At 31.6% G+C, this 23,670-nt stretch carries 25 protein-coding genes; 3 read left to right on the top strand and 22 right to left on the bottom strand.

Features of this window, described 5'->3' with window-relative positions:
* Positions 1-108: 108 nt before the first annotated feature.
* On the bottom strand, positions 109-627 hold the full coding sequence (locus P6936_RS05515) for an adenine phosphoribosyltransferase (protein WP_040349191.1): 519 nt from the start codon (positions 625-627) through the stop codon (positions 109-111).
* A 39-nt stretch (positions 628-666) separates the two neighbouring features.
* Complete coding sequence (locus tag P6936_RS05510) at positions 667-1,524, bottom strand: LCP family protein (protein WP_004835908.1); 858 nt, start codon at positions 1,522-1,524, stop codon at positions 667-669.
* Positions 1,525-1,612: 88 nt separating this feature from the next.
* Between P6936_RS05510 and P6936_RS05505 the strand changes: the two genes are divergently transcribed.
* The 3 genes from P6936_RS05505 to scfB all read left to right on the top strand — a co-directional run bounded on the left by P6936_RS05505 (position 1,613) and on the right by scfB (position 4,640).
* Positions 1,613-2,950 (top strand): aminotransferase class I/II-fold pyridoxal phosphate-dependent enzyme, encoded by a 1,338-nt coding sequence (locus P6936_RS05505; RefSeq protein ID WP_276881062.1) that lies wholly within the window; start codon positions 1,613-1,615, stop codon positions 2,948-2,950.
* Between the two features lie 42 nt (positions 2,951-2,992).
* A complete protein-coding gene (gene scfA / locus P6936_RS05500; protein ID WP_004835906.1) occupies positions 2,993-3,142 on the top strand; it encodes a six-cysteine ranthipeptide SCIFF in 150 nt (49 codons plus the stop codon).
* Positions 3,143-3,257: 115 nt separating this feature from the next.
* Entirely contained in the window at positions 3,258-4,640 is a 1,383-nt protein-coding gene (scfB, locus tag P6936_RS05495; RefSeq protein ID WP_276881061.1) for a thioether cross-link-forming SCIFF peptide maturase, read from the top strand.
* 14 nt (positions 4,641-4,654) lie between these two features.
* Here scfB and P6936_RS05490 read toward each other — a convergent pair whose 3' ends face one another.
* The 20 genes from P6936_RS05490 to P6936_RS05395 form a co-directional block, all read right to left on the bottom strand.
* The gene (locus tag P6936_RS05490) at positions 4,655-5,302 is read right to left on the bottom strand and encodes a V-type ATP synthase subunit D (protein WP_004835904.1); all 648 of its coding nucleotides are present in this window, start codon (positions 5,300-5,302) and stop codon (positions 4,655-4,657) included.
* 1 nt (position 5,303) lies between these two features.
* Positions 5,304-6,668, bottom strand: coding sequence for a V-type ATP synthase subunit B (locus tag P6936_RS05485; protein WP_276881060.1), 1,365 nt, complete (start codon positions 6,666-6,668; stop codon positions 5,304-5,306).
* 3 nt (positions 6,669-6,671) lie between these two features.
* The gene (locus P6936_RS05480; RefSeq protein WP_276881059.1) at positions 6,672-8,417 is read right to left on the bottom strand and encodes a V-type ATP synthase subunit A; all 1,746 of its coding nucleotides are present in this window, start codon (positions 8,415-8,417) and stop codon (positions 6,672-6,674) included.
* Positions 8,401-9,006: a V-type ATP synthase subunit E gene (locus P6936_RS05475; protein WP_276881058.1), complete on the bottom strand. Its 606-nt coding sequence runs from the start codon at positions 9,004-9,006 to the stop codon at positions 8,401-8,403. Before P6936_RS05475 ends, P6936_RS05480 begins: the two co-directional genes overlap by 17 nt.
* Before the next feature lie 11 nt (positions 9,007-9,017).
* A complete protein-coding gene (locus P6936_RS05470) occupies positions 9,018-9,257 on the bottom strand; it encodes a V-type ATP synthase subunit F (RefSeq protein WP_276881057.1) in 240 nt (79 codons plus the stop codon).
* A gap of 1 nt (position 9,258) precedes the next feature.
* Positions 9,259-9,690: an ATP synthase subunit C gene (locus P6936_RS05465; RefSeq protein WP_004835899.1), complete on the bottom strand. Its 432-nt coding sequence runs from the start codon at positions 9,688-9,690 to the stop codon at positions 9,259-9,261.
* 9 nt (positions 9,691-9,699) lie between these two features.
* Positions 9,700-11,076: a V-type ATP synthase subunit I gene (locus tag P6936_RS05460; RefSeq protein WP_276881056.1), complete on the bottom strand. Its 1,377-nt coding sequence runs from the start codon at positions 11,074-11,076 to the stop codon at positions 9,700-9,702.
* Positions 11,077-11,961, bottom strand: coding sequence for a hypothetical protein (locus tag P6936_RS05455; RefSeq protein WP_276881055.1), 885 nt, complete (start codon positions 11,959-11,961; stop codon positions 11,077-11,079). It abuts the gene before it with no gap.
* A 2-nt stretch (positions 11,962-11,963) separates the two neighbouring features.
* Positions 11,964-12,944, bottom strand: coding sequence for a V0D/AC39 family V-type ATPase subunit (locus P6936_RS05450; protein ID WP_276881054.1), 981 nt, complete (start codon positions 12,942-12,944; stop codon positions 11,964-11,966).
* 163 nt (positions 12,945-13,107) lie between these two features.
* A complete protein-coding gene (gene miaB, locus P6936_RS05445) occupies positions 13,108-14,454 on the bottom strand; it encodes a tRNA (N6-isopentenyl adenosine(37)-C2)-methylthiotransferase MiaB (protein WP_276881053.1) in 1,347 nt (448 codons plus the stop codon).
* Positions 14,455-14,519: 65 nt separating this feature from the next.
* A complete protein-coding gene (locus tag P6936_RS05440) occupies positions 14,520-16,583 on the bottom strand; it encodes a bifunctional 4-hydroxy-3-methylbut-2-enyl diphosphate reductase/30S ribosomal protein S1 (protein WP_276881052.1) in 2,064 nt (687 codons plus the stop codon).
* Entirely contained in the window at positions 16,574-17,176 is a 603-nt protein-coding gene (locus tag P6936_RS05435; protein WP_040349188.1) for a lysophospholipid acyltransferase family protein, read from the bottom strand. The genes P6936_RS05440 and P6936_RS05435 overlap by 10 nt, the downstream gene beginning before the upstream one ends.
* On the bottom strand, positions 17,166-17,816 hold the full coding sequence (cmk, locus tag P6936_RS05430; protein WP_276861864.1) for a (d)CMP kinase: 651 nt from the start codon (positions 17,814-17,816) through the stop codon (positions 17,166-17,168). The genes P6936_RS05435 and cmk overlap by 11 nt, the downstream gene beginning before the upstream one ends.
* Positions 17,813-19,030 carry an NAD(P)/FAD-dependent oxidoreductase gene (locus P6936_RS05425; RefSeq protein WP_276881051.1) on the bottom strand — a complete coding sequence of 406 codons (1,218 nt, stop codon included), beginning with the start codon at positions 19,028-19,030 and terminating at the stop codon, positions 17,813-17,815. The genes cmk and P6936_RS05425 overlap by 4 nt, the downstream gene beginning before the upstream one ends.
* Before the next feature lie 34 nt (positions 19,031-19,064).
* A complete protein-coding gene (locus P6936_RS05420) occupies positions 19,065-19,766 on the bottom strand; it encodes a pseudouridine synthase (protein WP_276861897.1) in 702 nt (233 codons plus the stop codon).
* Entirely contained in the window at positions 19,756-20,292 is a 537-nt protein-coding gene (gene scpB / locus P6936_RS05415) for an SMC-Scp complex subunit ScpB (RefSeq protein ID WP_004835889.1), read from the bottom strand. The genes P6936_RS05420 and scpB overlap by 11 nt, the downstream gene beginning before the upstream one ends.
* 1 nt (position 20,293) lies before the next feature.
* Positions 20,294-20,995 carry a segregation and condensation protein A gene (locus tag P6936_RS05410; protein WP_004835888.1) on the bottom strand — a complete coding sequence of 234 codons (702 nt, stop codon included), beginning with the start codon at positions 20,993-20,995 and terminating at the stop codon, positions 20,294-20,296.
* The gene (locus P6936_RS05405; RefSeq protein ID WP_060929497.1) at positions 20,988-21,533 is read right to left on the bottom strand and encodes an NUDIX hydrolase; all 546 of its coding nucleotides are present in this window, start codon (positions 21,531-21,533) and stop codon (positions 20,988-20,990) included. Before P6936_RS05405 ends, P6936_RS05410 begins: the two co-directional genes overlap by 8 nt.
* Positions 21,526-23,214, bottom strand: coding sequence for a DNA repair protein RecN (gene recN, locus P6936_RS05400; protein ID WP_276881050.1), 1,689 nt, complete (start codon positions 23,212-23,214; stop codon positions 21,526-21,528). Before recN ends, P6936_RS05405 begins: the two co-directional genes overlap by 8 nt.
* Positions 23,214-23,666, bottom strand: coding sequence for an arginine repressor (locus P6936_RS05395; protein ID WP_276881049.1), 453 nt, complete (start codon positions 23,664-23,666; stop codon positions 23,214-23,216). Before P6936_RS05395 ends, recN begins: the two co-directional genes overlap by 1 nt.
* Positions 23,667-23,670: the final 4 nt, after the last annotated feature.

Raw genomic sequence — 23,670 nt, 5'->3', positions numbered from 1 at the left:
CATCGTTTTGACCATCTCTGACCTTAATAAAATTATACTATCTCCCCTGGCTAATGCAAGTTATTTCATATAAATTTGCATTATAAAAGAGTCTCTAAAAGAAACTCTTTAATGATCATATTCTATTAAGGATATAAGCTCATAATCCTTTAGATATTCTCTACCCTTTAGGCTGGTTAACTCAATTAGAAACTCAAAGCAAACAACTTCTCCTCCAACAGCTTCAACTAATTTAGCAGCTGCTTTTGCAGATCCACCTGTGGCTATTAAGTCGTCAATTATTACAACTCTATCACCCTTTTTAAGGGCATCCTTGTGCATTTCAAGTTCACTAGAGCCGTATTCTAATTCATAAGAAACTTTTTCGATTTCACCTGGAAGTTTACCTGGTTTTCTGATTGGTATAAAGCCTTTTTCTAGTCTGTCAGCTAGTGGTGCTCCAAAAATTAGTCCTCTTGATTCTATACCTGCTATGTAGTCAAATTCATATCCAGATAGTTTTTCTTCTAGCTCGTTAATGGTTTGCCTAAAAGCAAGCCTATCCTTTAATAAGGTAGTGATATCCTTAAAAGAAATTCCCTCTGTTGGGTAGTCCTCAATAACTCTGATTTTTGATTTTAAATCCATTTTATCCTCCACTTACATTATCGTCTTTATAAGTATACCCTAATAGGCATAATTTTTTAAATAGGAACTTCTAATTTCGTTGATTGATTCATCATAAACTTCAAAATAGCTAATACCATCATAGTCGACTTCATGACCATCTAGCCTTACTTGGTTTATATTTGACTTATCCATTCCCCTAAAAGCCATAGCTAATTTAGTTAGCTTTGCAGTATTAATGTTAGTTTTTATTTTATCTTGCATGGCAAGAAAGGCTATAGGTAATTTTGGTAAATTTTTAGCTTTTGTCATCTCTTCTACAAATTGCATTATAAAATTTTGTTGGGTAGATATTCTTCCCAAATCAGCATTTGCATAACCCTTTCTAAAACGCACATAATTTAGGGCTTCTTGACCCTTAAAATGATGTAGACCTGGGCTTATGTCCATAGCTTCGGCTACTTGACTATCAACATCTATATCTATACCACCTATGGCATCTATTCCTTCGACTACTGCTTCAAATGGTATTACCACATAGTAGGTTAGATTAATTCCCATAAAGTCTCTTACGGTTTGCATGGTTAGATCGATTCCGCCATATGAATGGGCAGCGTTGATTTTTTCTGTTGAACCGTTTATATCTACCATAGTATCTCTAGGTATAGAAATTAGATCTAAGGTCTTTTTATCAGTATTAGCCTTAATGAGCATTAGGGTATCAGACCTAGTCCCAGTTTCTTCGCCTGTACTATCTACCCCAGCCAACAAAAATAGAAATTCGTCGTCATTTCCGGCTAAATTTGTAGTAGAATCTTTCCTAAAGAAATTTATCACGAGAATTATAGCACTAAACAAGACCACGAACATTAAAAATATTATAATTGATTTCAAAAATCTCTTAAAACTCTCTCTCATATTCTTCTCCTTTTATCATTATATACCTTTTTTTGCTAATTATCATATAAATATATCAATTAACTAGTAAGATATAGAAGAGGTAATTATGTTAATTGATAAATTAGACTTATATTTGAATGAAAATTATTATCCCTTTCACATGCCAGGCTCAAAAAGGTCTGACCTACTAAGAAGTGATCTGGCTTACAAAAGGGATTTAACAGAGATAGAAAACTTTGACAATCTAAATGACCCAAAAAGTATATTTGTAGAGATGCAAGATAAAATCGCTGAACTCTATAAGGTTAGAAAATCTATTATTTCAACAAATGGTTCGACATCAGGAATTCTATCTGCTATAAGGGCTTTGACAAGGAAAAATAAAAACATTCTTATCCAAAGATCATCTCACAAGTCAGTTTTTAATGCTTGCGAGCTCAATGAACTTAGGACTTCTTATGTAAATATTAAAACTAATAGTAATCTCGCAATAAAGGATATAGATTATGATGATTTAATTTACAAGCTTTCCCTTAAAGACTATGCAGCCCTTGTCATAACTAGTCCTTCCTATGAAGGCTATAGATTAGACTTGGAAAGAATTTACAAGCTTTGTAAAAAATTAAATGTAAAGCTTCTAGTCGATATGGCTCATGGTAGTCATCTACTTTTAGATGGAACTTACAAAAATACCTTTGATGTGGCCATAACTTCCTTTCACAAAAACTTATCAGCCCTAACTCCAGGAGCAGCTGTTTTAATTAATGACTTAGAATTATATGATGAGATTAAAAGAAATATGGCTATTTTTCAGACCTCTTCCCCTTCTTATCTAATTCTCCAATCTATAGATGAAATGCTAGATAAGTTTTCTAGCTTTTATGGACTCAATGCTAAGCTAACAAAAATGCTGGATAAGTTGTATGAGCTTAAATTAGAAAATTTATATTTAATAGACGATAAGCATAAAGATAAGAGTAAAATCCTTATTTCGACTAAAAATACTAATATTTCTGGAGAAGAATTGCAAAAACTTCTAAGAAAAGAGAAAATTGAAATAGAAATGTCATATCCTGACTATGCCCTGCTGATTGCGACAATTTTTGACAGTAAAGAAGCTTTTGATAGACTGGCTTTGGCCCTTCTTAAAATAGATAAGAAGTTATCAAAACAAGAAGAAAAATTAGAGTTCTTCTTTAATGAAGCCAATAAAAAGTATGAAATTTATGAGGCTCTTAATTATAAAAGAGAAAGGGTTAAATTAAAAGACTCCCTAGGGAGGCTTTCGGCTGATTTTATTTATGCCTATCCCCCTGGTATTCCTATAATAGTTCCTGGCGAAATAATTGACGAAAAAGTCCTTTCAAATATCTATTATTTTCTTAAAAATAATATTAATGTAAATATCAAAGAAGATTTTATTCATTGTATAATTGACAAGTAGGGGAAAAACTGTTATTATTAAGTAAAGAAAAGGAGAATACATATGAAAAGAATTGTAACTTTAAATACTAGAAATCTCCACAAAAGTAAAAAACATGGCGGCTGTGGCGAATGTCAAACATCTTGCCAATCTGCTTGCAAAACAAGTTGTGGTGTAGCTAATCAAGAATGTGTTAGCAAAAAAAATAAATAATTTATAATGACTTATCTAAGTAAATCCTACTTAGATAAGTTTTTTATTTGTATTAATTAAGTTAAAAGATTCTCAAAAGCTAGTAAAATACTATAGTAGTAATAAAGGAGTAATAATGATACACCAATACAAAGCAAAAGGCTTTAATATTGTTTTAGATATATATAGTGGCTCAGTCCACGCCGTTGATGATGTAACTTATGACATCATCAAGGATTATGAAAATAAGGAAAAAAATGAGATTGAAAAATCTATAAAGGAAAAATATAAGCTTGATAGTGATCAATTCGAAGAAGCCTATAATGAAGTAAAAGATTTAGCAGATGAAGCATTACTTTTTACCGATGATATTTATGAAGGCTTATCAATTGATATTACTAAAAAGCCAACTACTATCAAGGCCTTGTGCCTTAATGTTGCCCATACTTGCAATCTTTCATGTGAGTATTGTTTTGCTAAGGGTGGTAAATATTCTGGCCCTGATGCGATTATGAGTAAGGAAATCGCAAGGTCTGCTATAGATTTTCTCCTAGAAAACTCTGGCAGCCACTACAATTTGGATATAGATTTCTTTGGTGGAGAACCACTCTTGAACTTTGATGTGGTTAAAGATACAGTAGCTTATGCAAAAAGCAAGGAAGAAGAATACAAGAAACATTTTAACTTTACCCTAACAACTAACGGTCTACTTCTAGATGACGAGGTTATTGACTATCTGAATGAAAATATGAAAAATGTGGTTCTTTCTCTTGATGGAAGAAAAGAAAAGCACGATCAATTCAGGAAAACACTAAACGGTAAGGGATCATATGATGCAGTTGTTCCTAAATTCCAAAATTTTATCAAAAAACGTGGGGACAAGGAATACTATATGAGAGGTACTTTTACTGCTAATAATCTAGATTTCACCAAGGACTTACAAAACTACATTGACTTAGGTTTCACTAGAACATCTCTTGAACCAGTAGTTGGAAAACAAGACGAGGCTTATGCCTTAAAGGATGAGCATTTAGAGAAAATTTATTCTGAATATGAAAAATTAGCTGATATGTTAATGGAAAAAATCGATAAAAATGAAGAGTTCATTTTTTACCATTATATGATAGATCTTGAAAATGGTCCTTGTGTTCATAAAAGAATATCAGGTTGTGGTTCAGGGACTGAATATATGGCTGTAACTCCAACAGGTGAACTTTATCCTTGCCACCAATTTGTAGGTAACCCAGACTTCGTAATAGGTAACCTCAAAGATGGGATTGTAAATAAGGACTTGGTAAATGAGTTTAAAACATGCAACTGCTATTCTAAAGAAGAATGTAGGGCTTGTTGGGCTAATATGTATTGCTCTGGTGGCTGTGCAGCAAATTCTTATAATGCAACTGGTGATATAAATAATGTTTATGACTATTCATGTAAGTTATTTAAGAAGAGAATCGAGATGGCTATAGCCGTAAAAATTTATGAATATATGAAAGAAGCTCAAGAAATCCATGCTTAGAAAAAATAGCACCGTTAAGATTCGGTGCTATTTTTGAGTTTTTCTTTTCTAATTTTATTTTCTTTGACGATTTTTGTTTTTGAAAATTCTTCTCTTTCCTTTTCTTCAATATTTTGAGAGATAGTTTTAACCATGTCTTCATATTTAGGTATTTGAACTTTTTCAAGACTGTTAACTTTTTTGCTAGTCTTTTTTATCTCCCTATCTAAAGAATTTATAGTAGTGTCAAGTTCTGCAAGTTTAAATATTTTTGACCTAAGTTCATTGAAAGAAAGAATTGCTTCATCAAATCCAGCATTAGTTTCATAAAAGGAATATGAGAGGTTTAGTTTAACTTCATCAAAATCAATTTCTGAAATCTCAGTTTGCATAAATTTGGTGATTTCCAAACTTATACTATCATCTATGGGTACAGTTTTAGAAATTGAATCCATATCAGATTCACCAATACTTACTAGTACCTTTTTAAAATTATGGCTAACGCTTTTTATAGTTTCATTAACCTTTTCATTTAATAAATCACGTTCTTTTATCTTAGAATCATAGGCTTGAATCAAGGCTTTTCTTTTTTTATCGAGGATATCATAACCGCCCTCTAGGAGCTTTAATTCATCCTTAGCCTTGATTAAATTCGCCTTTGTAGCCGCAATATTTGTTTGCATTCTAGTTACCTATAAACTTATCTAAGTTAGCTTTAGAAACCCTGTGAAGCTCATTCATAGGTAGGATTTTGAGGATATTCCAGCCTAGATCTAGAGATTCATCAAGTTTTCTATTTTCATCTTTGTTTTGAGCGAGGAATTTTCTCTCAAATTCTTCCCCAAATTGCAAATACTTCTTGTCTACATCAGATAAGTCGTCCTCTCCTACTATTTGAGCTATATTTCTAACCTCTTGAACCTTAGAATAAGATTCATAAATTTGGTTCATCAAATCTTCATGATCAGCCCTAGTATATCCTTCTCCTATACCATCCTTCATAAGTCTTGATAGGGATGGTAGAACATTAATTGGTGGATAAATACCCTTATTTGATAAAGCCCTATCAATTACAATTTGACCTTCAGTTATGTATCCAGTAAGGTCTGCAACTGGATGGGTTATATCATCATTAGGCATTGTTAAGATAGGAATTAGAGTAACAGATCCCTTAACACCTTCAATCATTCCTGCCCTTTCATAAAGGCTAGCAAGATCAGAGTATAGATAACCTGGATAACCCTTCCTAGAAGGAACTTCTCCTCTTATAGATGAAACTTCACGCAAGGCTTCAGAATATGAAGTCATATCTGTTATAATTACAAGAACATGGTAGTTTTTCTCATAAGCTAGATACTCAGCAGCGGTCAACGCACATTTTGGTGCAATCAATCTTTCCATTATTGGAGAATCGGCAAGGTTTTGATACATTACTACCTTATCTCTAACACCTGCTTTGTTAAAAGCATCTTCAAAAAACATGGCTTCATCTTTTTTGATACCCATAGCAGCAAAAACAAAGCAGAAGTCCTCGTCTGTCTTTAGCTTTGCTTGTCTTACTATTTGGGCTGCTAATTCATTGTGTGAAAGCCCTGATCCAGAAAAAACAGGTAACTTTTGACCACGGATTAAGGTAGTCAACACATCAATTGAAGAAATACCAGTTTGTATGAAATCTCTAGGATATTCACGAGCAACTGGATTTAGTGGGAGACCTTCAACTGAGTAACAATGATCAGAATAAATATCTCCGCCGTTATCAATAGGATTACCTATACCATTAAAACTTCTACCTAAGATAGATTCATTTAATGGAATCTCCAGTGGCTTTTCGTGAAAGCTTACTACAATATCGTCTAAAGAAAATTCTTCAGTATTACCAAAAACTTCGATTGTTACAGTTTCATCATCTATCTTAACTACTTGACCAACAAAATCCATGCCCAAAGCATGAACAGAGACTACAGCCTTGTAGGCAACATCTGTAACTTTCTCTATTTCTATCATAGATGATTCAATTTTTCTAATCTTAGTATATTCTTTTCTCATCTATCATCCTTCCTTAATACTTACAAAATGACCATTTATTTTAGAATTTAGTTCAATAAACTTGTCTAATTCGTCATTTTTGATATTGTATTTCATCTGAGTAATTTCGTTAATTAAATTAGCATCATATATAGCCTTATGACTTAATCCACTTTTTAGGGCTTCCTTGCTCTTTATATAATAATTATATATAATATCTAGCATCTTAACTTGCTTTTCTAGAGGTACATACTTGTCTATATCATTGTAGGCATTTTGTTGCAAGAAGCCATTTCTAATTAGTCCAGATACATCTAGAATATTTTTTTGACTATTAGATAGGGCGTCCTCTCCTACTAGCATCATGATAGATCTAACTTCATCTTCTTCTAGGAGGACATTCATAAGCTCATTTCTTACACCAATGATATCCCTGCCCAGTCTTTCTTCATAGTAAGACCTAATCTTTTCTATATAGTTAGAATAGGATGTAAGCCAGTTAATAGCAGGATAATGCCTTGAGTAGGCAAGTTTTCTATCTAGCCCTAAAAATACATTTACACAACGTCTTGTATTTTCAGTTACTGGCTCAGAAAAATCGCCGCCTGATGGAGAAACCGCTCCGATAAGGGTAACTGAACCATAAGATCCATTCAAGTTTCTAAAATAGCCTGCTCTCTCATAAAATTGTGAAAGTCTTGAACCTAAGTATGCTGGATATCCTTCTTCTGCAGGAATTTCTTCAAGTCTTCCAGAAATTTCACGCAAGGCTTCCGCCCATCTTGAAGAAGAATCTGCCATTAAAGCAACGTCATAACCCATATCTCTAAAATATTCAGCCATGGTAATTCCAGTATAGATAGAAGCTTCCCTGGCTGCAACTGGCATGTTTGAAGTGTTGGCTATAAGAATTGTTCTTTCCATAAGTCCCTTACCAGTATTTGGGTCTATAAGATCTGGAAATTCCTCAAGAACTTGAGTCATCTCGTTACCACGTTCGCCACAACCTATATATATAATAATATCAACATCAGAATATTGGGCAAGTTGGTGTTGGAGCATAGTTTTTCCTGTACCAAATCCTCCAGGAATAGCAACAGTTCCACCCTTAGCCAAAGGGAAAAATACATCAAGAACCCTTTGACCAGTTTCAAATAATTTCTCTATAGGTAGATTCGCCATAACTGGTCTAGGATTTCTAACTGGCCAATATTGATAAAGTTTTTCTTCAACTACTTTTTTTTCAGTTTGTATTTTAACAATAGTATCTTCTAGACGATAAGTTGAATCTGGGAGTGCATCTATAACTTCACCATCAACAGATGCCATTAGCCTATGCTCAATAGTTTCTGTTTCTTTGATAGTGGCATATATGTCACCCCTTTTTATCTTATCGCCTTTCTTTACAACAATTTTTACATCCCAAAGTTTTTCGGTATCTAGGTTTTCGAATCCTATACCTGAAGGTATGAAGGCTCCATTCTTATCCATAATGTTTTTAAGAGGCCTTTGGATACCATCAAACATATTACCAAGCATACCCGGGCCTAGCCTTACTGAAAGTGGCCTTCCTGTTGGGATGACATCTTCATTAACTTTAAGTCCAGATGTATCTTCATAAACCTGTATGGTGGCTTCTTGACCTTCAAGGGAAATAACTTCACCTATAAGCTTTAATTCACCAACAGATACCATCTCTCTTACTGTAAGATCTCTGGCGTTATTAGCTATTACTACTGGACCATTTATTGTTTTAATTTTTGGATTCATTAAAACTCTCACTTTCAAGAAGTTGATTTAGTTTCTTACCAACTTCATACTTTCTATCTTTCAATTTATTAAGGTAAGTGAAATTATATCTAAAATCACGATCAAGGTTTGAAATATAATATCCACCTATGAAATCATCATCAATAATTTCTTTGTTAGGAAAATCAATTAAAGATAAATCTTTTTCTAAAACACCTACGATTATATCATCATCTGATAAATTTAAGTCTTTCAATGATTGCTTGATATCTTGATTAAGCTTAGCCTTATATTCCTTACTATTTGTGTAGGTAATAAGATTAGCTTTAATCTTTTTTATCAAATCCTCAAGGAGTGATTGTTTATATAAGTAAAGATTATTTTTTGCTTCATATTCTTTTTTTGAAACATTTTCATTTTTTCTTGTCTCAGCAAAAATTTTTCTTTCCCTCAAGCTCTCTTTTAGATTTTCCTCAAGTTCAGACTTCTTATTTTCTATAAGCTTAGAATTTTCTTCTGTTGAATTATATAATTCAATCTCACTTTTTTCTTTTTCTTCATCCCAAACCATCTTTCTAAAGGATGAAATTTTAGCTTGTAAATCTAGCATATCTCCCCCAATCAACCATCAATAACTACGATTAAAGGCTTACTTGCATTTGCTCTATAATCATCAACATAATCTGATATGTGACTATATATATTTTTACTCAAGATAAGAACAGCTAGATTATCATCTTCAACAGATTTCTTAAAGGTTTTAAGACAATCTTCGATATTTTCTACCTGTTCTGTTTCTATAGCTCCAAGCCTAAACATTAAGTTAAGACTTGAATCATTACTTATTAATTTTGCCTTCATTTTATGCGTATAGGATTAGGATTGAGATAATAACACCGAAGATTGCGATACCTTCTGCAAGACCTACGAAGATTATAGTTCTACCAAGGATTGATTGATCTTCTGAAATAGCTCCTAGGGCTGCTGAACCTACAGTACCTACTGCATAACCTGTACCTATAGTTGCTAGTCCTGTTGATAGAGCTGCACCAATGTATTTAAGTCCATCACTTGCTGCTGCAGCATTTGCACCAGCTTCTGCTGCCCTTGAGCTTGATGGTAAAAGTAGGACAATCATCATTACCATGATTGGCACAAAAGTAAATAAGTTTAGCTTTAGGGCCTTTCTTATTTTTTCCTTAGAACTATCTTCATTAGTTTTTAACAAATACAAACCTGAATAAATTGTCATGACAACAACTGCCAATGCTAAAATTGCAATTCTTAAAATCATATTAACTCCTTAAAATTCTTTAATTGGTCTAAATTTGCGACCATTTCCTTCATAATATTTACTAAACATTTCGTAAAATTCTAGTCTTAGTCCTTGGATGAATACTATCATTCCTTCAAGTCCTATGATTAAAACATTACCTAAAATTAAAATTATAATCCCAATGATGCCTCCGCCAGCAAGCTTTGCCATTACTTCAAAAGCCATATACAAACCAACGTGGTTTATAGCAAAGGCTCCAACTCTTGTAAATGAAACAAGATTAGAAAATACTGATAGCAAAGCCTCAACTATAGAAAAGGAGCTTTCAACGTAGTAATCTCCTTTGGAACTATCATATAATGGATAATCACCTTCGATTCTTCTTGCTAGAGGCTGTTTAAATATAATCATTACAATTGAGCCTACTAACAATATTATAGCAAATATTATTGGTAGAGGATTTACTTTAACTATATTTAAAATGATAAGGATAAAAGAAATCATCATAATAAGACCAGCAAGTCCTTCTTTACCAAATATTCCCTCTTCGATATTATCCTGTTTTTTTACCTTATTGTAGATTCCTATAATATAGGAAACGACCATCAATAACACACCAAAAGCTACTGATGCTATTAATACAGTCATTATATTATCAAATGGCTTAATCAATAAAGTTGGTATCAATTTTTCTATGCCGAAAAATGAACCATACATTAGTCCAAAAAACGAAGCACTAATACCAATCCTTCTTATAAGGCCGCCAAAGGTCTTATTTATTCTATCAACATAAAAGCTTAACAAAATAAATACAATGCCTTGACCAAGGTCTCCAAACATCATTCCATATAGCAATAAATAAGTAATCGCAAAAAATGGTGTTGGATCTATTTCATCATAATTAGGTGAGCCGTACATATTAACCAAAAATTCAAATGGACGAAATAAAATATTATTTCTTAATTTTGTCGGCGGTTGCTGGGAACAGCTCCTATCGTTTATTTTTACCTTAGTTTTTTCATATTTATCTTCCAGTCTCTTGAAATCATTAACCTTTGATTCAGGAACCCAGCCACTAAGGTAGAAGTACTTTTCGCCCTTTGCCATCTTTTCCTTAATGCTAGAGCTCTTTTCGTTATAGTCTATTGTATAAGGAATGGCTTCGATGAGATCTTCATTATTATTCTTTAAAGCTTCTATCTCATCTTCTAATTCTTTTATTTCTTTGTTAGTTTCTTCTAATTTTTTATCGATGTTTGATAAGTCATCATCATCTGGGGTTTGTTTATCTATAAATCCCATCGTATTGACAGCTCTTTTTATATCTTCTGAAACTTGTTTAGGATAAACTAACAAATAATTCTCTTTGCTGTCAATGTTTTTGTTTTTCTTTTTATCTGTCAATTATTTATCCCTTCCTTCTATTATTGATGAAGTAATTTCATCAACTATTTCCTTGCTTTGATTTTCATAAATGTCATCAAGCTTGCCTTTTATTTCTTTGGAATTTGACTTGATTTCTTCTTTAATAACTTCTGCTTCACGCATAATGTTTGAATATATCTCATCTGATTTTTCTTTTGTCATAGCCTGATATTTTTTATCAAGTTCACTAATAACATTGAAAGTATTTTCTTTTTCATCAGAAATCACTCTGTCAGTATCAGATCTCAACTTACTTGTTTCCTTATCTAGGTTAATAAGTTCATCCAAATAAGTCAAAGAAACATTATCCAAATTATTGTCCAAATGTAGTATCAATGAAGGTAGGTTATCATAGTTATTTTTAAGAATATATCGACCATCCTTGCTTACTTCTCCAAATCTGTGATCGAAATAATTTAGGTTTTTAATCTTTCTTATATCGATACCAAACTTATCTAGAGTTTCAAGGTTTCTCTTGTATTCTTCTAGGTTTTGTTTTTCTTCTAATAATTCATTTTTCTTATCAATCAAGGACTTCAAGCTGTTATATATTCTATCAATATCTTCATCTGAAATATGTTTACTTTTTTTTCTATCAGTAGAACTTATGCTAAACAAGTCTTTTATCAAATTCAACTTTTCAATAATAGCTTTGTTTGGCTTTTCAAAACTAGATATAGTAGATATATCCTCTGTCAACTCAACATTTTCTTTACTAGCCCTGATTGAGAAGGCTCTTGATGCTACTTGATTAAAGGCATCAACTGGTTCAATATCACCTAAGTCGATTACATCTTCTAGAAAATCATCTAAATTTTCCAATTTGGATGTTATATTGACAAGGTGCATCTTTTCTACTGCCATACTTACCTCACAATCACTAGTTCATATCTTTCAGAAAGAGTAAAGCTCTCATCAACCTCTAGCATACTAATCATATTATCTATATTGGTATCTATGATGCTCATAGCAGAAATCACATATAAAACAGTAGACCTTTCTTTGACTATTTCATCTTTGAAAAGTTTCATCTTTTTCCTGTTAACTCTGATATGAGAATACCAAGCATTATCAAATATATCTTTGTATTTGCTTTCATTAAGGTAGTCTAAGAATTCATCTATAGGCAGATTTGACAATTCCTTTAGTCTTTTAGCATTATAGCCCTTGCCTCCTTCTATTAAATAATTAAATATTTCGCTATCATTTAATTCGAAGAATTTCTTTAGCCTATAAAGCATTTCAAAGTTTGATAAATTAATCAATTCACCTATAAAGTCTTCAATCAGCACTCTTTCCTTTGCTTTAAACTTTTTTGCTAATTTCAGAAGGTCTCTAAAATAAAATTTCATTAAAGCGTTACTGGATAAAAATATCAAGGATTCCCTATCCATATTCTCATTTATAAATGGCAGAAGAGTTCTGTAATATTTACTATCTTTTAGTCCATCTATAAATTCCTCTAAAGACATGTCAATTTCAATATTCAAATCTTTAGAAAATGGATTTTCTCGCAAGTTTAATATATTTTTCTCCAAGGTATTGTTCATAATGCACTGAATTACTTCTTGGATAAGATATATTTCGTAAATGGCGAAATATTCTTTAAAGAACTCACTTTCAATACCTTCCAGAAAAAAATCTAAACTTTTTAGTTCTTGATAGAAATTTTTAAATAGCTTAAATTCAACATCCTTTTTGCTATTAGTATCTTCTAAAAAGCTATAATGCGTTTTTAGTAGTCCTATCTTTCTATCCAAATCGCTCTCATGAATCAATTCATTATAGAGATCATCACCGGGTAACTTACCCAATTTTGCTTTCGCTTTTACTGCTACATCTCTCATAACAACCTCTTTCTATTGATACTAATTCATTCTATCACTTGTTTTTGTATAATAAAAGGGTGAAAAATAACCTCTATGAATTAATGATATATAGGATTTTGGAAAGATTATTAATAAAAGTCTTTCCAAAATACAATATTTCCATATTAATTGATAATGTTTATCAAATGAGATCTCCAGATATTGTAAATGACGTATTATCCGTTATTTTCACCTTCACAAATTGTCCAATTAATTTTTTATCCGCCTTAACATGGACCAGCTTAAAAGTATCAGTTCTTCCAGTAAGGATTTGTGGATTATTTTTACTTTCAGATTCCAGTAGAACCTCAACTGTTCTTCCAATATATTCCTCATTCTTTTTATTAAAGATAGGATATATTGTATCTAGAAGCCTATCAAATCTATCTTGAACTATAGCATCGTCTATTGTTTTAAGTTCAGCCGCTCTTGTTTTTGGTCTTGGTGAAAATTTAAAGGTATAGGCTGAATCATACTTAACTTTTTCACATACCTTTAATGTTTCTTGAAAATCTTCTTCAGTTTCTGTTGGATAACCAACTATAATATCTGTGGAAATTGCGATTGAAGGAATTTCTTCTCTCAATTTCAAAGCTCTTTCCAGGTACTTTTCTTGGTCGTATTTTCTATTCATATCCTTTAAGACTTTACTTGAACCAGATTGTAAAGGAAGGTGGAAGTAATTACAGATGTTATCATTATTCTTAATAACATCGATTAACTCATCAGATAAATCTTTAGGGTGGCTCGTGGTAAATCTTAATCTCTTTAGTCCTTCTATATGACTGATTTTTTCAAGTAGTGCTGGAAAAGTCATATCGAAATCCGCCCTATTTCCATAAGAATTTACATTTTGTCCTAAGAGAGTTACCTCTTTGTAGCCACGGGATACTAAATTCTCAACTTCATCAAGGATGGATGAAGGCCTTCTTGATTCTTCCCTACCTCTTGATTCTGGCACTATACAATAAGAGCAGAAGTTATCGCAACCTGTCATTATGTTTACATAAGCTTGGAAATCATTTGGTGTATTATAGTAGACAAAATCATCTTTGACATTATCAGTCGATATATCGATTACCCTTTCATTTGTTTCTAAGTATCTAAATATCAAATCAGCTAAGGAATTAATATTTTTGGTACCAAAAATTATATCTACTTCCTTATGTTTATCTATAATAACTTGTCTAGCTGTTGACGTTTGCATCATGCAACCAGAAACTGCTATTATCTTGTCTGGATTTTCTTTTTTAAGTTTTTTTAGGGAAGAAACTTGTCCATATAGTTTAAGTTCAGCATTTTCTCTTACAAGGCATGTGTTAAATAAAATAAAGTCTGCCTTATTACGATCTTGTATTTTTTTATAGCCTAAACTCTCCAAAATATAGGAAATTCTTTCTGAGTCATGTTCGTTCATCTGACAACCAAAGGTTGTTATATTGTATGTTTTTCCCTCAAAATAGTCTTTGTATTTATCTTTTAAATTCATGTTACTCCTATCAGCAAAAAAGGAGATGAATTAATCATCCCCTCTTATTATTATAAGAAATATATTTATTCTTCTTCGCTTCCTATTAGACCTTCATTTCCTTGTTCAGATAGAGCTAACTCTAAGAGATTACCAAGGTTATTATTTAAATCATCATCGCCGAAACTTACAGAACTTTCTCTTTCAGGTTTTCTTCTTGGTCTGTCATTGTTGTTTCTAGCAGGTCTCTTTGCTTTTCTTTCAGGTCTTTCTGGAGCTTCTTTAAGAGCCTTAATGCTTAAACCAACTTTTTCTTCTTCTTTGTCAATGCTTATAATCTTAACTTCGATTTCATCACCAACATTTAATTCATCAGATGGTTTTTCAACATGTTCCCAAGAAATTTCTGATACGTGCACTAAACCTTCTACACCATCAGCAACTTCTACGAAAGCACCAAAGTCTAATAGATTAACAACTTTACCAGTTACAACATCTCCAACTTCGTGATGATTTGCAAATGCTTCGAATGGTTTTTCTAGAAGTTGTTTACGTCCTAGAGAGATTCTATTCTTTTCTTGGTTGAGTTTTAGAATTTTTACTTCAATCTCATCTCCAACGCTTAAAACGTCAGATGGGTGTTCTACTCTGCTCCAAGCTATATCAGATACGTGTAGAAGACCATCAAGACCATTTACTTCTACAAAAGCACCAAAGTCAGTAAGTCTTGCTACCTTACCTTTAACAACTTGACCTTCTTCAAGCTCATCCCAAAGATTGTCTAATTCTTCTTCAACTACGTCTTTTCTAGAAAGAACTAATCTATTTTTTCTTTCTTCGATGCTGATAATTTTTAAATCCCATTGTTCACCGACAAATTTCTTAAAGTTTTTGACAAAGTATGTTGCGACTTGGCTAGCTGGAACAAAACCGTTAACTCCATTTACATTAACTGTTAGACCACCCTTGTTGAAGCTAACAACTTCTCCATGTACTAGTTCGTCATTTTCAGCTTTTTGAGCTAGTTCTTGCCAAACTTTCATTCCTTCTACTCTTCTTGTAGATAAAGCAACATTGCCTTCACCGTCATCTAATTTGATAACGTATACGTCTATTTCGTCTCCAACATTAAAACTGTTTTTTGGATCTTTTGCTTCTTCCTCTGTCATTTCGTCTAGTTTGATAATTCCATCAGCACGGAATTGAATGTCAACGAATACTTCATCATCCTTAACATCAATAACTGTACCTTTTACGATTTCCTTAGGGTAAATCTTCTTTAAACTATCCTCTAGACTGTTCATAAATTCTTCTTTTGTGAATTCATCCATACTACTTACTACCTCCTCGATAATCTTATCAGGTGTAGAGGCACCTGCGATTATACCAACTTTTTTAAATTTAGAGAGCTTTTGCAAAGGTAGATCTTTAACAGTTTCAATCCTAAAAACATTTTTACAATACAAACTAGCTACTTGGTATAGTTTATTTGTATTAGAACTATTAAAACCACCAACTACAATCATACAATCAACTTCCTCTGCCAAGGATTTGGCAGCTTTCTGCCTATTTTCAGTCGCCTTGCATATTGTGTTTTCTATTACTACACTATCATTGTTTTCTTTTAACTTGTTAGCAATATCATAAAAATAATCAAGCCTATTGGTTGTTTGACTTACCACATAAAGCTTATTATCAACTTTTATATTTTTTGCTTCAGTCTCATCTGAAACTATTATACCATTATTTAAAAAAGATTCCATAGCAATTATTTCAGGATGTTTTTTATCTCCAACTATTACAACCTGATAACCTTCTGCTTCTTTGGCCATGATTTTTTTGTATATATTCATTAATACTGGACAAGTCGCATCTAGGATTTTATTACCATTTTCAGCTAGTAACTTTTTGAAATCTGCACTTTCTCCATGTGCTCTAATTAATACAGTAGAGTCATTAATGTTTGAAGCTTCATCTTTATCTAGAACTTTTAGGCCACTTGCTTCAAATTCACTTACTAGTTGTGGATTATGTATCAAAGGTCCTATGGAAAACTTATCTCCTTTAATTTTTAATGCCTCATTAGCAAGGTCTACCGACCTTCTTACTCCTCCACAAAATCCGGAAAATTCTGCTATTATTATTTCCATTTACTCTCTCTTTCTATTATTGTATGATTTTCATATATATTATCAAAAACTTCGTCAGTCATTTTTTTCATAGCTTCTTTATTTTTTAGTGAAAGAAACTTATCTACGCTGACAGCTTTTTTTATTATAATATCTGTTCTCCTAAATAACTTATAGGATGAAATTATTTCGATAGGAAGTATGTCAGCCTTAGCTTTTAAAGCTACGAAGGCTACTCCGTCTTTTACATTTTCTCTTTTTACTTCCTTAACCCTGGTTCCTTCAGGAAATATCCCCAAGACTTTCCCATCATCTACTAAAGATACAGCATATCTTAAAGCTTTAAGATCTAGACCGTTCCTATCAACAGGAAAGGCGTATAAGGATTTTAATATAAATGCAAATACTGGATTTTCAAATAATTCCTTCTTTGCCATGAAGTTGATTTTCATGGGTAGGCTTATAGCCAAAAATATAGGATCAAGCAAGGACTTATGGTTAGCACAAATAATGATTTTTTTATTATTTTCTAAATTCTCAAGTCCAGAAATTTTGATTCTAAAAAGTGGCATAAGTAATATTTTTATAATGATTAAAATGATTTTATAAAACATCTTCTTCATCCATTATACTGATTATAGCATCAAGAGTTTGACTTATGCTCATATTTGAATTATCTATAAGAATAGCATCCTTAGCCTTCTTTAATGGAGCAATTTCTCTTGTTGAGTCATATTCATCCCTTGCTATTATTGATTTTTCTATCTCATCAATACTTAGTTCTGATTCTTGCTGCTCATACCTTCTCCTAGCCCTAACCCTAGGAGATGCTGTCAAGAAGATTTTGTATTTAGCATTTGGAAAGACAACCGTAGCTATATCTCTGCCATCTAAGATAAAGGATTTAGACTTAGCTAATTGTCTTTGGATAGTAAGAAGCTTTTCTCTTACATCTTTATTAGCTGAAACCCATGATACATTTTTTGTAACCAAGTCAGACCTTATTTCCCTGCTAACATCTTCTTTATTCAAATAAACTTTTCCATCAATTAGGTCTAAATGAATATCCTTTAGCTTTTCTATGATAGCAGCCTTATCATTTTCTTTAATATCATTATCCAAAAAATATTTAGTAACCGCCCTGTACATTGATCCAGTATTTAGATAATCAATTTTTAGTTTTTTTGATAGCTCTTCTGCTATAGTAGATTTGCCAGACCCACTAGGGCCATCTATTGCAATTATATATGTCATATTTTCTCCTTTATCGCAAGACTTGCCGCATAAGCGGTGCTAAAAGCAATTTGTAAGTTATATCCTCCAGTTAGGGCATCGATATCTAAAACTTCACCTACAAAATATAAATTTTTTACTAACTTTGATTCCATGCTTTGTGGATTAATTTCTTTAACGTCTATTCCACCACTTGTAATAACAGCATTATTGAAATTTTCCCTTGTATCTAAGTTAAGCTTAAATTCTTTTATCATAGTTATTATATCATGCCTCATAGCTTTGTTAAGTTCATAGGATTTTATGTCTTTATTTATCTTAGATTTCTCAAGTATTATCTCTAGCAAACTTTCATTAATTAAACTCTTTAAGCTGTTTGTAAGATTTTTCTTTGGACTTTCGTTTATTAGGTCAACAATTACTTTATCTAAGCTCTCTTTACTATAATCTGCCAAGAAATCAATCCACACTTTTGTAAGCTTATCCCTGCATATCCTTGCCTTATAGCTCATAGCAGCAGGACCTGTAATTAAGCTATTGCTAATTAGGATGTCACCATATTCAAAATAAGACTTATTTTCTCCTTTAGCATGGATAGCTACATTAGAAATATTTAAAGCCTTAATAGGAAGTTTGTCTTTTATATATAGAGGACTTAGGGAAGCTTTGGGCTCAATTAGCTTATGACCAAAATTCTTGGCGAATTTATATCCATCACCTGTTGAACCAGTCTTAGGATAGGTCAAACCTCCCGTAGCAATAATTAAATCATCAAAAATATATTTATCCTTATCCGACTTTATTATAAAGTGCCCATTCTCCAATTTATCTACTTTAATTATTTGTGATTTGCCAATAAATTTGATATTTTTTTTCTTAATTAGCCTATCAAACATATCAATAATTTCTCTTGAATCATCTGATTTAGGAAAAACTTTCCCATTTTCTTCTATTTTAATATCAACATGTTGGCTTTTTAGAAAATCAATCATCGAATAATTATCAAATTTAGAAAAAGAAGAGTACATAAAATTTTTGTTTCTTAAAATCTTATCCAAAAACTGGTCATAATAGGCGGTATTAGTTATATTACATCTACCATTTCCTGTTATTCGTAATTTTTCACCAATTTTGTCGTTTTTATCAAAGAGATAGACTTCATTATTTTCATTTTTTACATTAATCGCTGCAAAAATCCCCGAAGGACCTCCACCTATAATTCCAATTTTTCTCATAATTAAATTTTACCATAAAAAAAGAGATAGACACCTATCCCATCACTTGCTTAACAAATTCTAATTCCTTTGCTGTGAATTTTCTTCTTTCATAAGGCTTCATATCTGATAATTGGATAGGTCCTATGCTTATTCTTTTAAGATTAATAACTGTCGATGAAAAATATTCAAACATTCTTCTAATTTGTCTGTTATAGCCTTGATGTATAGTAACCTTATACTTCTTAGTCTTTTTGTCTATAAGAACGATCTTTGAGTCAGAGGTGACTTCTCCATTTCCTATATCTAATCCCTCTTCAAATAATCTAATTTCCTTATTAGTTAATAATTTACTAACCTTAACTATATAGGTCTTATCAAGTTTTTTGCTAGGGTGGATTATCTCATTAGTAAAATCACCATCATTGGTTATTATTAATAAACCCTCACTGTCCTTATCAAGTCTTCCTGCGGCGAAAAATCTCTTATCTAAGTCTAGCAAGTTATTCAAATCTTTATCATTATAGGGATCAAAATTACTAGTGATAAAGCCAACTGGCTTATAGAGTTTTAGATAGAATTTATCCTCTATTTCAAGTATTTGACCATCAACTTCAACAAGATCATTTTCTTTAACATCTATACCAGGCTCTTTTATTATTTTATTATTCACTTTCACAAGACCATTTTTAATTAATTCATCAGCCTTTCTCCTAGAAGTGTAACCCGATCTTGCTATAAACTTATTAATCCTCATCATTATCCTCATCTTCGTCGAAATCTATGTCAGGGAGATCATCAAGAGATGAAATATTAAAATACTTCAAAAATTGAGTTGTAGTTATATATATAATAGGCTTACCAATCTTATCAAGCCTACCATTTTCTTCTATCAGTCCTTTAGCAAGGAGCGAATCTATAGTAGATTGGGAATTGACTCCCCTTATCTTATCAATTTCAGCCCTTGTAATAGGTTGTTTATAGGCTATTATTGATAAAGTTTCCAAGGTCGAAGTTGATAACTTTTTTTCTGATTTTGTAATTACTTTTTCAAAGTATTTACTATGTTCTTCTCTTGAAGTAAATTGATAAGCTCCATCAAATTCCTTAATGATTAAGCCTGATATTTTGTCAGATCTCTCCTCAATCATCTCATTCAAAGCGATTTTGATATCTTTTTTATCAAAATCAAATATTATCTGGGATAAATCATTGACATCTATAGGCTCTGCCCAAATATATAAGATTTCTTCTATAAGGCCCTTTAAATAATCCTTGTCCATATTACCTCTTCAATACCATAAACGAATTCTTCTCCAATGCTTTAAGCTTAATTTCCTTTAGCTTAACTAATTCTAAAAGGGCAAGAAATGTTGCAATACATTCAGATTTATTGCGGATTCTTTTTGTCAAATCACGTAAATCTAGTTTTTTAGTAAAATTCAAAGTCTTTCTAATTTTCTCTACATAATCGTTGACATCTTCTTGTTTAAGACTCTTTATACTTGGAGTTTGAGACTTTTTATTAAAATTTTTTATAAGCTTTTCGAATTCTTGTGTTAAAAGATTAATATCTTTTGTAATAGAAAGCTCTTCATATTTATCAAATTGACTTAAATCCTCCTGATATTTGCTATAAACCTTTCTAGCTGACTCTTCCATTTCTTTAAATTCATTTTCAACAGCCTTGATTTTCTTATAGTAGATAAGATATGAAATTAATTCTTCTTCAAGATTATTGTTTTCTTCTTTAGGCAAAAGTTTATTTGATTTTATCATCAATAGAATGGATGCTATATATATAAATTCAGAAAGATTGTTAATACTTTCATCCATTTTATTTATCTCTTCGAGAAAAGAATTTGTTATATCCTCTAAATTAATATCGTATATGTCAATTTTATTTTTCTCTATAAGTTTTAATAGCAAATCAAAAGGGCCTGAAAAGGCCTCTAGTTCGATATTTAGTAAAGAATCATTATTCATTTTTCATCTTTTTAGCATAAAGAACTGCTATAATACTTTTAGCGTCGGTTAGCTCTCCATTTTCTATCATAGTATATAAGTCATCAACATCGTAAGTAAATGCCTTAACATTCTCATCCTCATCTTGATCAAGGCGAGATTCTCTCAAATCCTTGGCGACAAAAAATGACAACTTATCATTAGTAAAACCAGGGGATGAGTGCATATCAAAAAGATAAGATATATCTTCTGGGAAATATCCAACTTCTTCTTGCAATTCTCTCTTTGCTGTTTCTATTGGCAATTCATTTGATTCTACAAGGCCTGCTGGAATCTCAAGGGTTACTTTGTCGATAGCCTTCCTATATTGTTTAACCATCCATAGCTTACCATCAGCATCAAAAGCTATTATTCCTACGCCCTTTTGATGGTCTACTATCTCTCTTTTAGAATATTTTTTGTTTTCAAGTTCGACTGTATCAACTCTAAGTTTTAAAATCTTACCGTCATATATAGTCTCAGACTTAATTGATTTCTCATAAAATTTTTCATCAGGCATTTCTTAAATCCTCCGCCATTTTTAGCATTTCTTCTGCAGATTTTTCTGTCGTGCTAGTAATATCTACTCCACCTATCATTCTTGCAATTTCTTCTACCCTATTTTTGCCAAATAGATCTAAGCTTTTGCTTATAGTGTACTTGTCTACGTCTTCTTTACTAATCAATATGTGTTTATTTGCCAAAGAAGCAATTTGTGGCAAGTGGCTTATAGCTATGATTTGTCTTTTCTTAGATAGTCTAAGAATTTTTTCACCTACCAATTGGGCAGTCCTTCCACTTATTCCTGTGTCTATTTCGTCAAAAATCAAAGTATCTATATTATCTGCATCAGAAAATACTTCTTTGAAAGCAAGCATAATCCTAGAAATTTCTCCTCCAGAAGCTGTCTTAGATAATGATTTAAGTTCATCACCCTTGTTTGTGCTAATTAGAAAATCTATAAGATCCATTCCCTTATGGCCTATACAAGCTCTTTGACCAAAGTCTATCTTGAATTTACCATTTTTTATATTAAGATCTTTTATCTTGCTGTTAATCTCAGCTTCAAGAATTCTACTCTTATTTTTCCTTATATCAGTAAGGGACTTTGCTGCTTCGAGCATTTTATTATTTATATTAGTGATTTTCTTATCAACATTAAGTCTTAAATTCTCTATTTCATTTAATTCCAGAATTCTTTTGTTGATCTTGTCGTAATATTCTTTTATTTCCTCTATACTAGACCCATATTTCCTTTTTAGAGTGAAAAGAGTTTGATTAATCATATCCAACTCATACATTCTCTCAGGATCTTGCTCCAAGCCCATCTCATAGGAATCTATATCTTGGTAGCAATCATTAATTAAATCAGAAATGTTTATGAGATTATTGTAGATATTTTCAATCTTATCGTCGACTGAAATATAAGATGAAAGCTCTGATACACATTCATTAATTAAGCTTGTAGCCGATATTTGACCAAACTCTTCTGAGTCAAGCAATTCTTTGATTTTATTGGATGAATTAATAATTGCAGAGATATTGTTTAGCTTTTGATATTCTTTATCCAAACTTTCTTCATCAATTTTAAATATATCAATTTCTTCTATCTCGTTTATTTGATAATTAATTAAATCCCTTTCTCTAGTAACTTCTTCTTCTGATAAATTTAAATTATTAAAATCTTCAAGTAAGGCCTCTCTTTGTCTATAAAGATTTTCTAAGTCATTTCTTAAAATTCTTGTAGCATCATCATTAGTGTAATTATCAATCAAATCAATATAATTAGCACTATTCATAAATGAATTGCTATCGCCTTGTTTATATATGTCTACTAGGACCTCTGCTATATATTTCAAGCTTGAAAGATTAGTGATCCTTCCATTGATTCTGATATTGGAAGTCTTTTTTGATATGGTTCTTGTTATAATTAATTTATCGTCATCAAAAGCTATGTCCATATCTTCAAGTAAGGATTTAGATTTTGGATCTAAAGAAAATACAGCCTCAATGATTGTCTTATCGTTAAATCTTCCTATGCTGTCCTTATCAGCTCTTTGACCTAAGGCAAGATTAATAGCCTGTAAGATTAAGGACTTACCTGACCCAGTTTCACCTGTAAGAACATTAAATCCCTTTGAAAAATATATATGATCTCTTTTGATAATAACAAAGTTATCAATAAAAAGCTCAGAAAGCATTATTTTATAAGATTCCTTATATCTTCTACTAAAATATCTATCTTGTCAACATCAGTTGGAGTTATAAAGATTGTATCTATTCCTGTTACTATTCCACCAACATTATCTAATTTTTCATTCGTAATATAGGCACCACTAACAGTTGCACAATAAGATATGGTCTTTATAACGATTAGTTGAGCTGACTTTTCTATGGAAAGGACAGATTCCTTAAAAATCTTTTCCATCCTCTCTGTTAGAGTATCATAGACTGTATCTACTACTGTATATTTGTATTCATAATCATCAGTCTGAACCTTCGAAATTCTTAGTTCTTTGATATCCCTTGAAATTGTTGCTTGAGTCGCATCAACATCATGATCTTTTAACATCTCAGATAATTGACTTTGAGTCTTGACGTCATTATTTTGTATTATGTCTAGAATTAATCGTTGTCTTGTATACTTTTTCATAGTC

The sequence above is a fragment of the Anaerococcus tetradius genome (assembly GCF_947087635.1).
Lineage (GTDB): Bacteria > Bacillota > Clostridia > Tissierellales > Peptoniphilaceae > Anaerococcus > Anaerococcus tetradius.
Note: the sequence above shows the minus strand (reverse complement) of the source record. Positions and strands in the feature narration are given on the sequence as shown.

Coding starts and splice junctions, on each gene's coding strand:
- P6936_RS05490 (WP_004835904.1), bottom strand. CDS start 5,302: ATGCAAACAAATATTGCGGCTACAAAGGCGAATTTAATCAAGGCTAAG.
- scfA (WP_004835906.1), top strand. CDS start 2,993: ATGAAAAGAATTGTAACTTTAAATACTAGAAATCTCCACAAAAGTAAA.
- P6936_RS05420 (WP_276861897.1), bottom strand. CDS start 19,766: ATGAGGATTAATAAGTTTATAGCAAGATCGGGTTACACTTCTAGGAGA.
- P6936_RS05425 (WP_276881051.1), bottom strand. CDS start 19,030: ATGAGAAAAATTGGAATTATAGGTGGAGGTCCTTCGGGGATTTTTGCA.
- scpB (WP_004835889.1), bottom strand. CDS start 20,292: ATGGACAAGGATTATTTAAAGGGCCTTATAGAAGAAATCTTATATATT.
- recN (WP_276881050.1), bottom strand. CDS start 23,214: ATGCTTTCTGAGCTTTTTATTGATAACTTTGTTATTATCAAAAGAGAT.
- P6936_RS05450 (WP_276881054.1), bottom strand. CDS start 12,944: ATGAGAGATGTAGCAGTAAAAGCGAAAGCAAAATTGGGTAAGTTACCC.
- cmk (WP_276861864.1), bottom strand. CDS start 17,816: ATGACATATATAATTGCAATAGATGGCCCTAGTGGGTCTGGCAAATCT.
- miaB (WP_276881053.1), bottom strand. CDS start 14,454: ATGAATTTAAAAGATAAATACAAAGACTATTTTGAGGGAAAAACATAC.
- P6936_RS05395 (WP_276881049.1), bottom strand. CDS start 23,666: ATGAAAAAGTATACAAGACAACGATTAATTCTAGACATAATACAAAAT.
- P6936_RS05440 (WP_276881052.1), bottom strand. CDS start 16,583: ATGGAAATAATAATAGCAGAATTTTCCGGATTTTGTGGAGGAGTAAGA.
- scfB (WP_276881061.1), top strand. CDS start 3,258: ATGATACACCAATACAAAGCAAAAGGCTTTAATATTGTTTTAGATATA.
- P6936_RS05410 (WP_004835888.1), bottom strand. CDS start 20,995: ATGAATAATGATTCTTTACTAAATATCGAACTAGAGGCCTTTTCAGGC.
- P6936_RS05485 (WP_276881060.1), bottom strand. CDS start 6,668: ATGAGAAAAGAATATACTAAGATTAGAAAAATTGAATCATCTATGATA.
- P6936_RS05475 (WP_276881058.1), bottom strand. CDS start 9,006: ATGCTAGATTTACAAGCTAAAATTTCATCCTTTAGAAAGATGGTTTGG.
- P6936_RS05510 (WP_004835908.1), bottom strand. CDS start 1,524: ATGAGAGAGAGTTTTAAGAGATTTTTGAAATCAATTATAATATTTTTA.
- P6936_RS05435 (WP_040349188.1), bottom strand. CDS start 17,176: ATGTTTTATAAAATCATTTTAATCATTATAAAAATATTACTTATGCCA.
- P6936_RS05455 (WP_276881055.1), bottom strand. CDS start 11,961: ATGGCAGTAGAAAAGATGCACCTTGTCAATATAACATCCAAATTGGAA.
- P6936_RS05515 (WP_040349191.1), bottom strand. CDS start 627: ATGGATTTAAAATCAAAAATCAGAGTTATTGAGGACTACCCAACAGAG.
- P6936_RS05405 (WP_060929497.1), bottom strand. CDS start 21,533: ATGCCTGATGAAAAATTTTATGAGAAATCAATTAAGTCTGAGACTATA.
- P6936_RS05470 (WP_276881057.1), bottom strand. CDS start 9,257: ATGAAGGCAAAATTAATAAGTAATGATTCAAGTCTTAACTTAATGTTT.
- P6936_RS05465 (WP_004835899.1), bottom strand. CDS start 9,690: ATGATTTTAAGAATTGCAATTTTAGCATTGGCAGTTGTTGTCATGACA.
- P6936_RS05505 (WP_276881062.1), top strand. CDS start 1,613: ATGTTAATTGATAAATTAGACTTATATTTGAATGAAAATTATTATCCC.
- P6936_RS05480 (WP_276881059.1), bottom strand. CDS start 8,417: ATGAATCCAAAAATTAAAACAATAAATGGTCCAGTAGTAATAGCTAAT.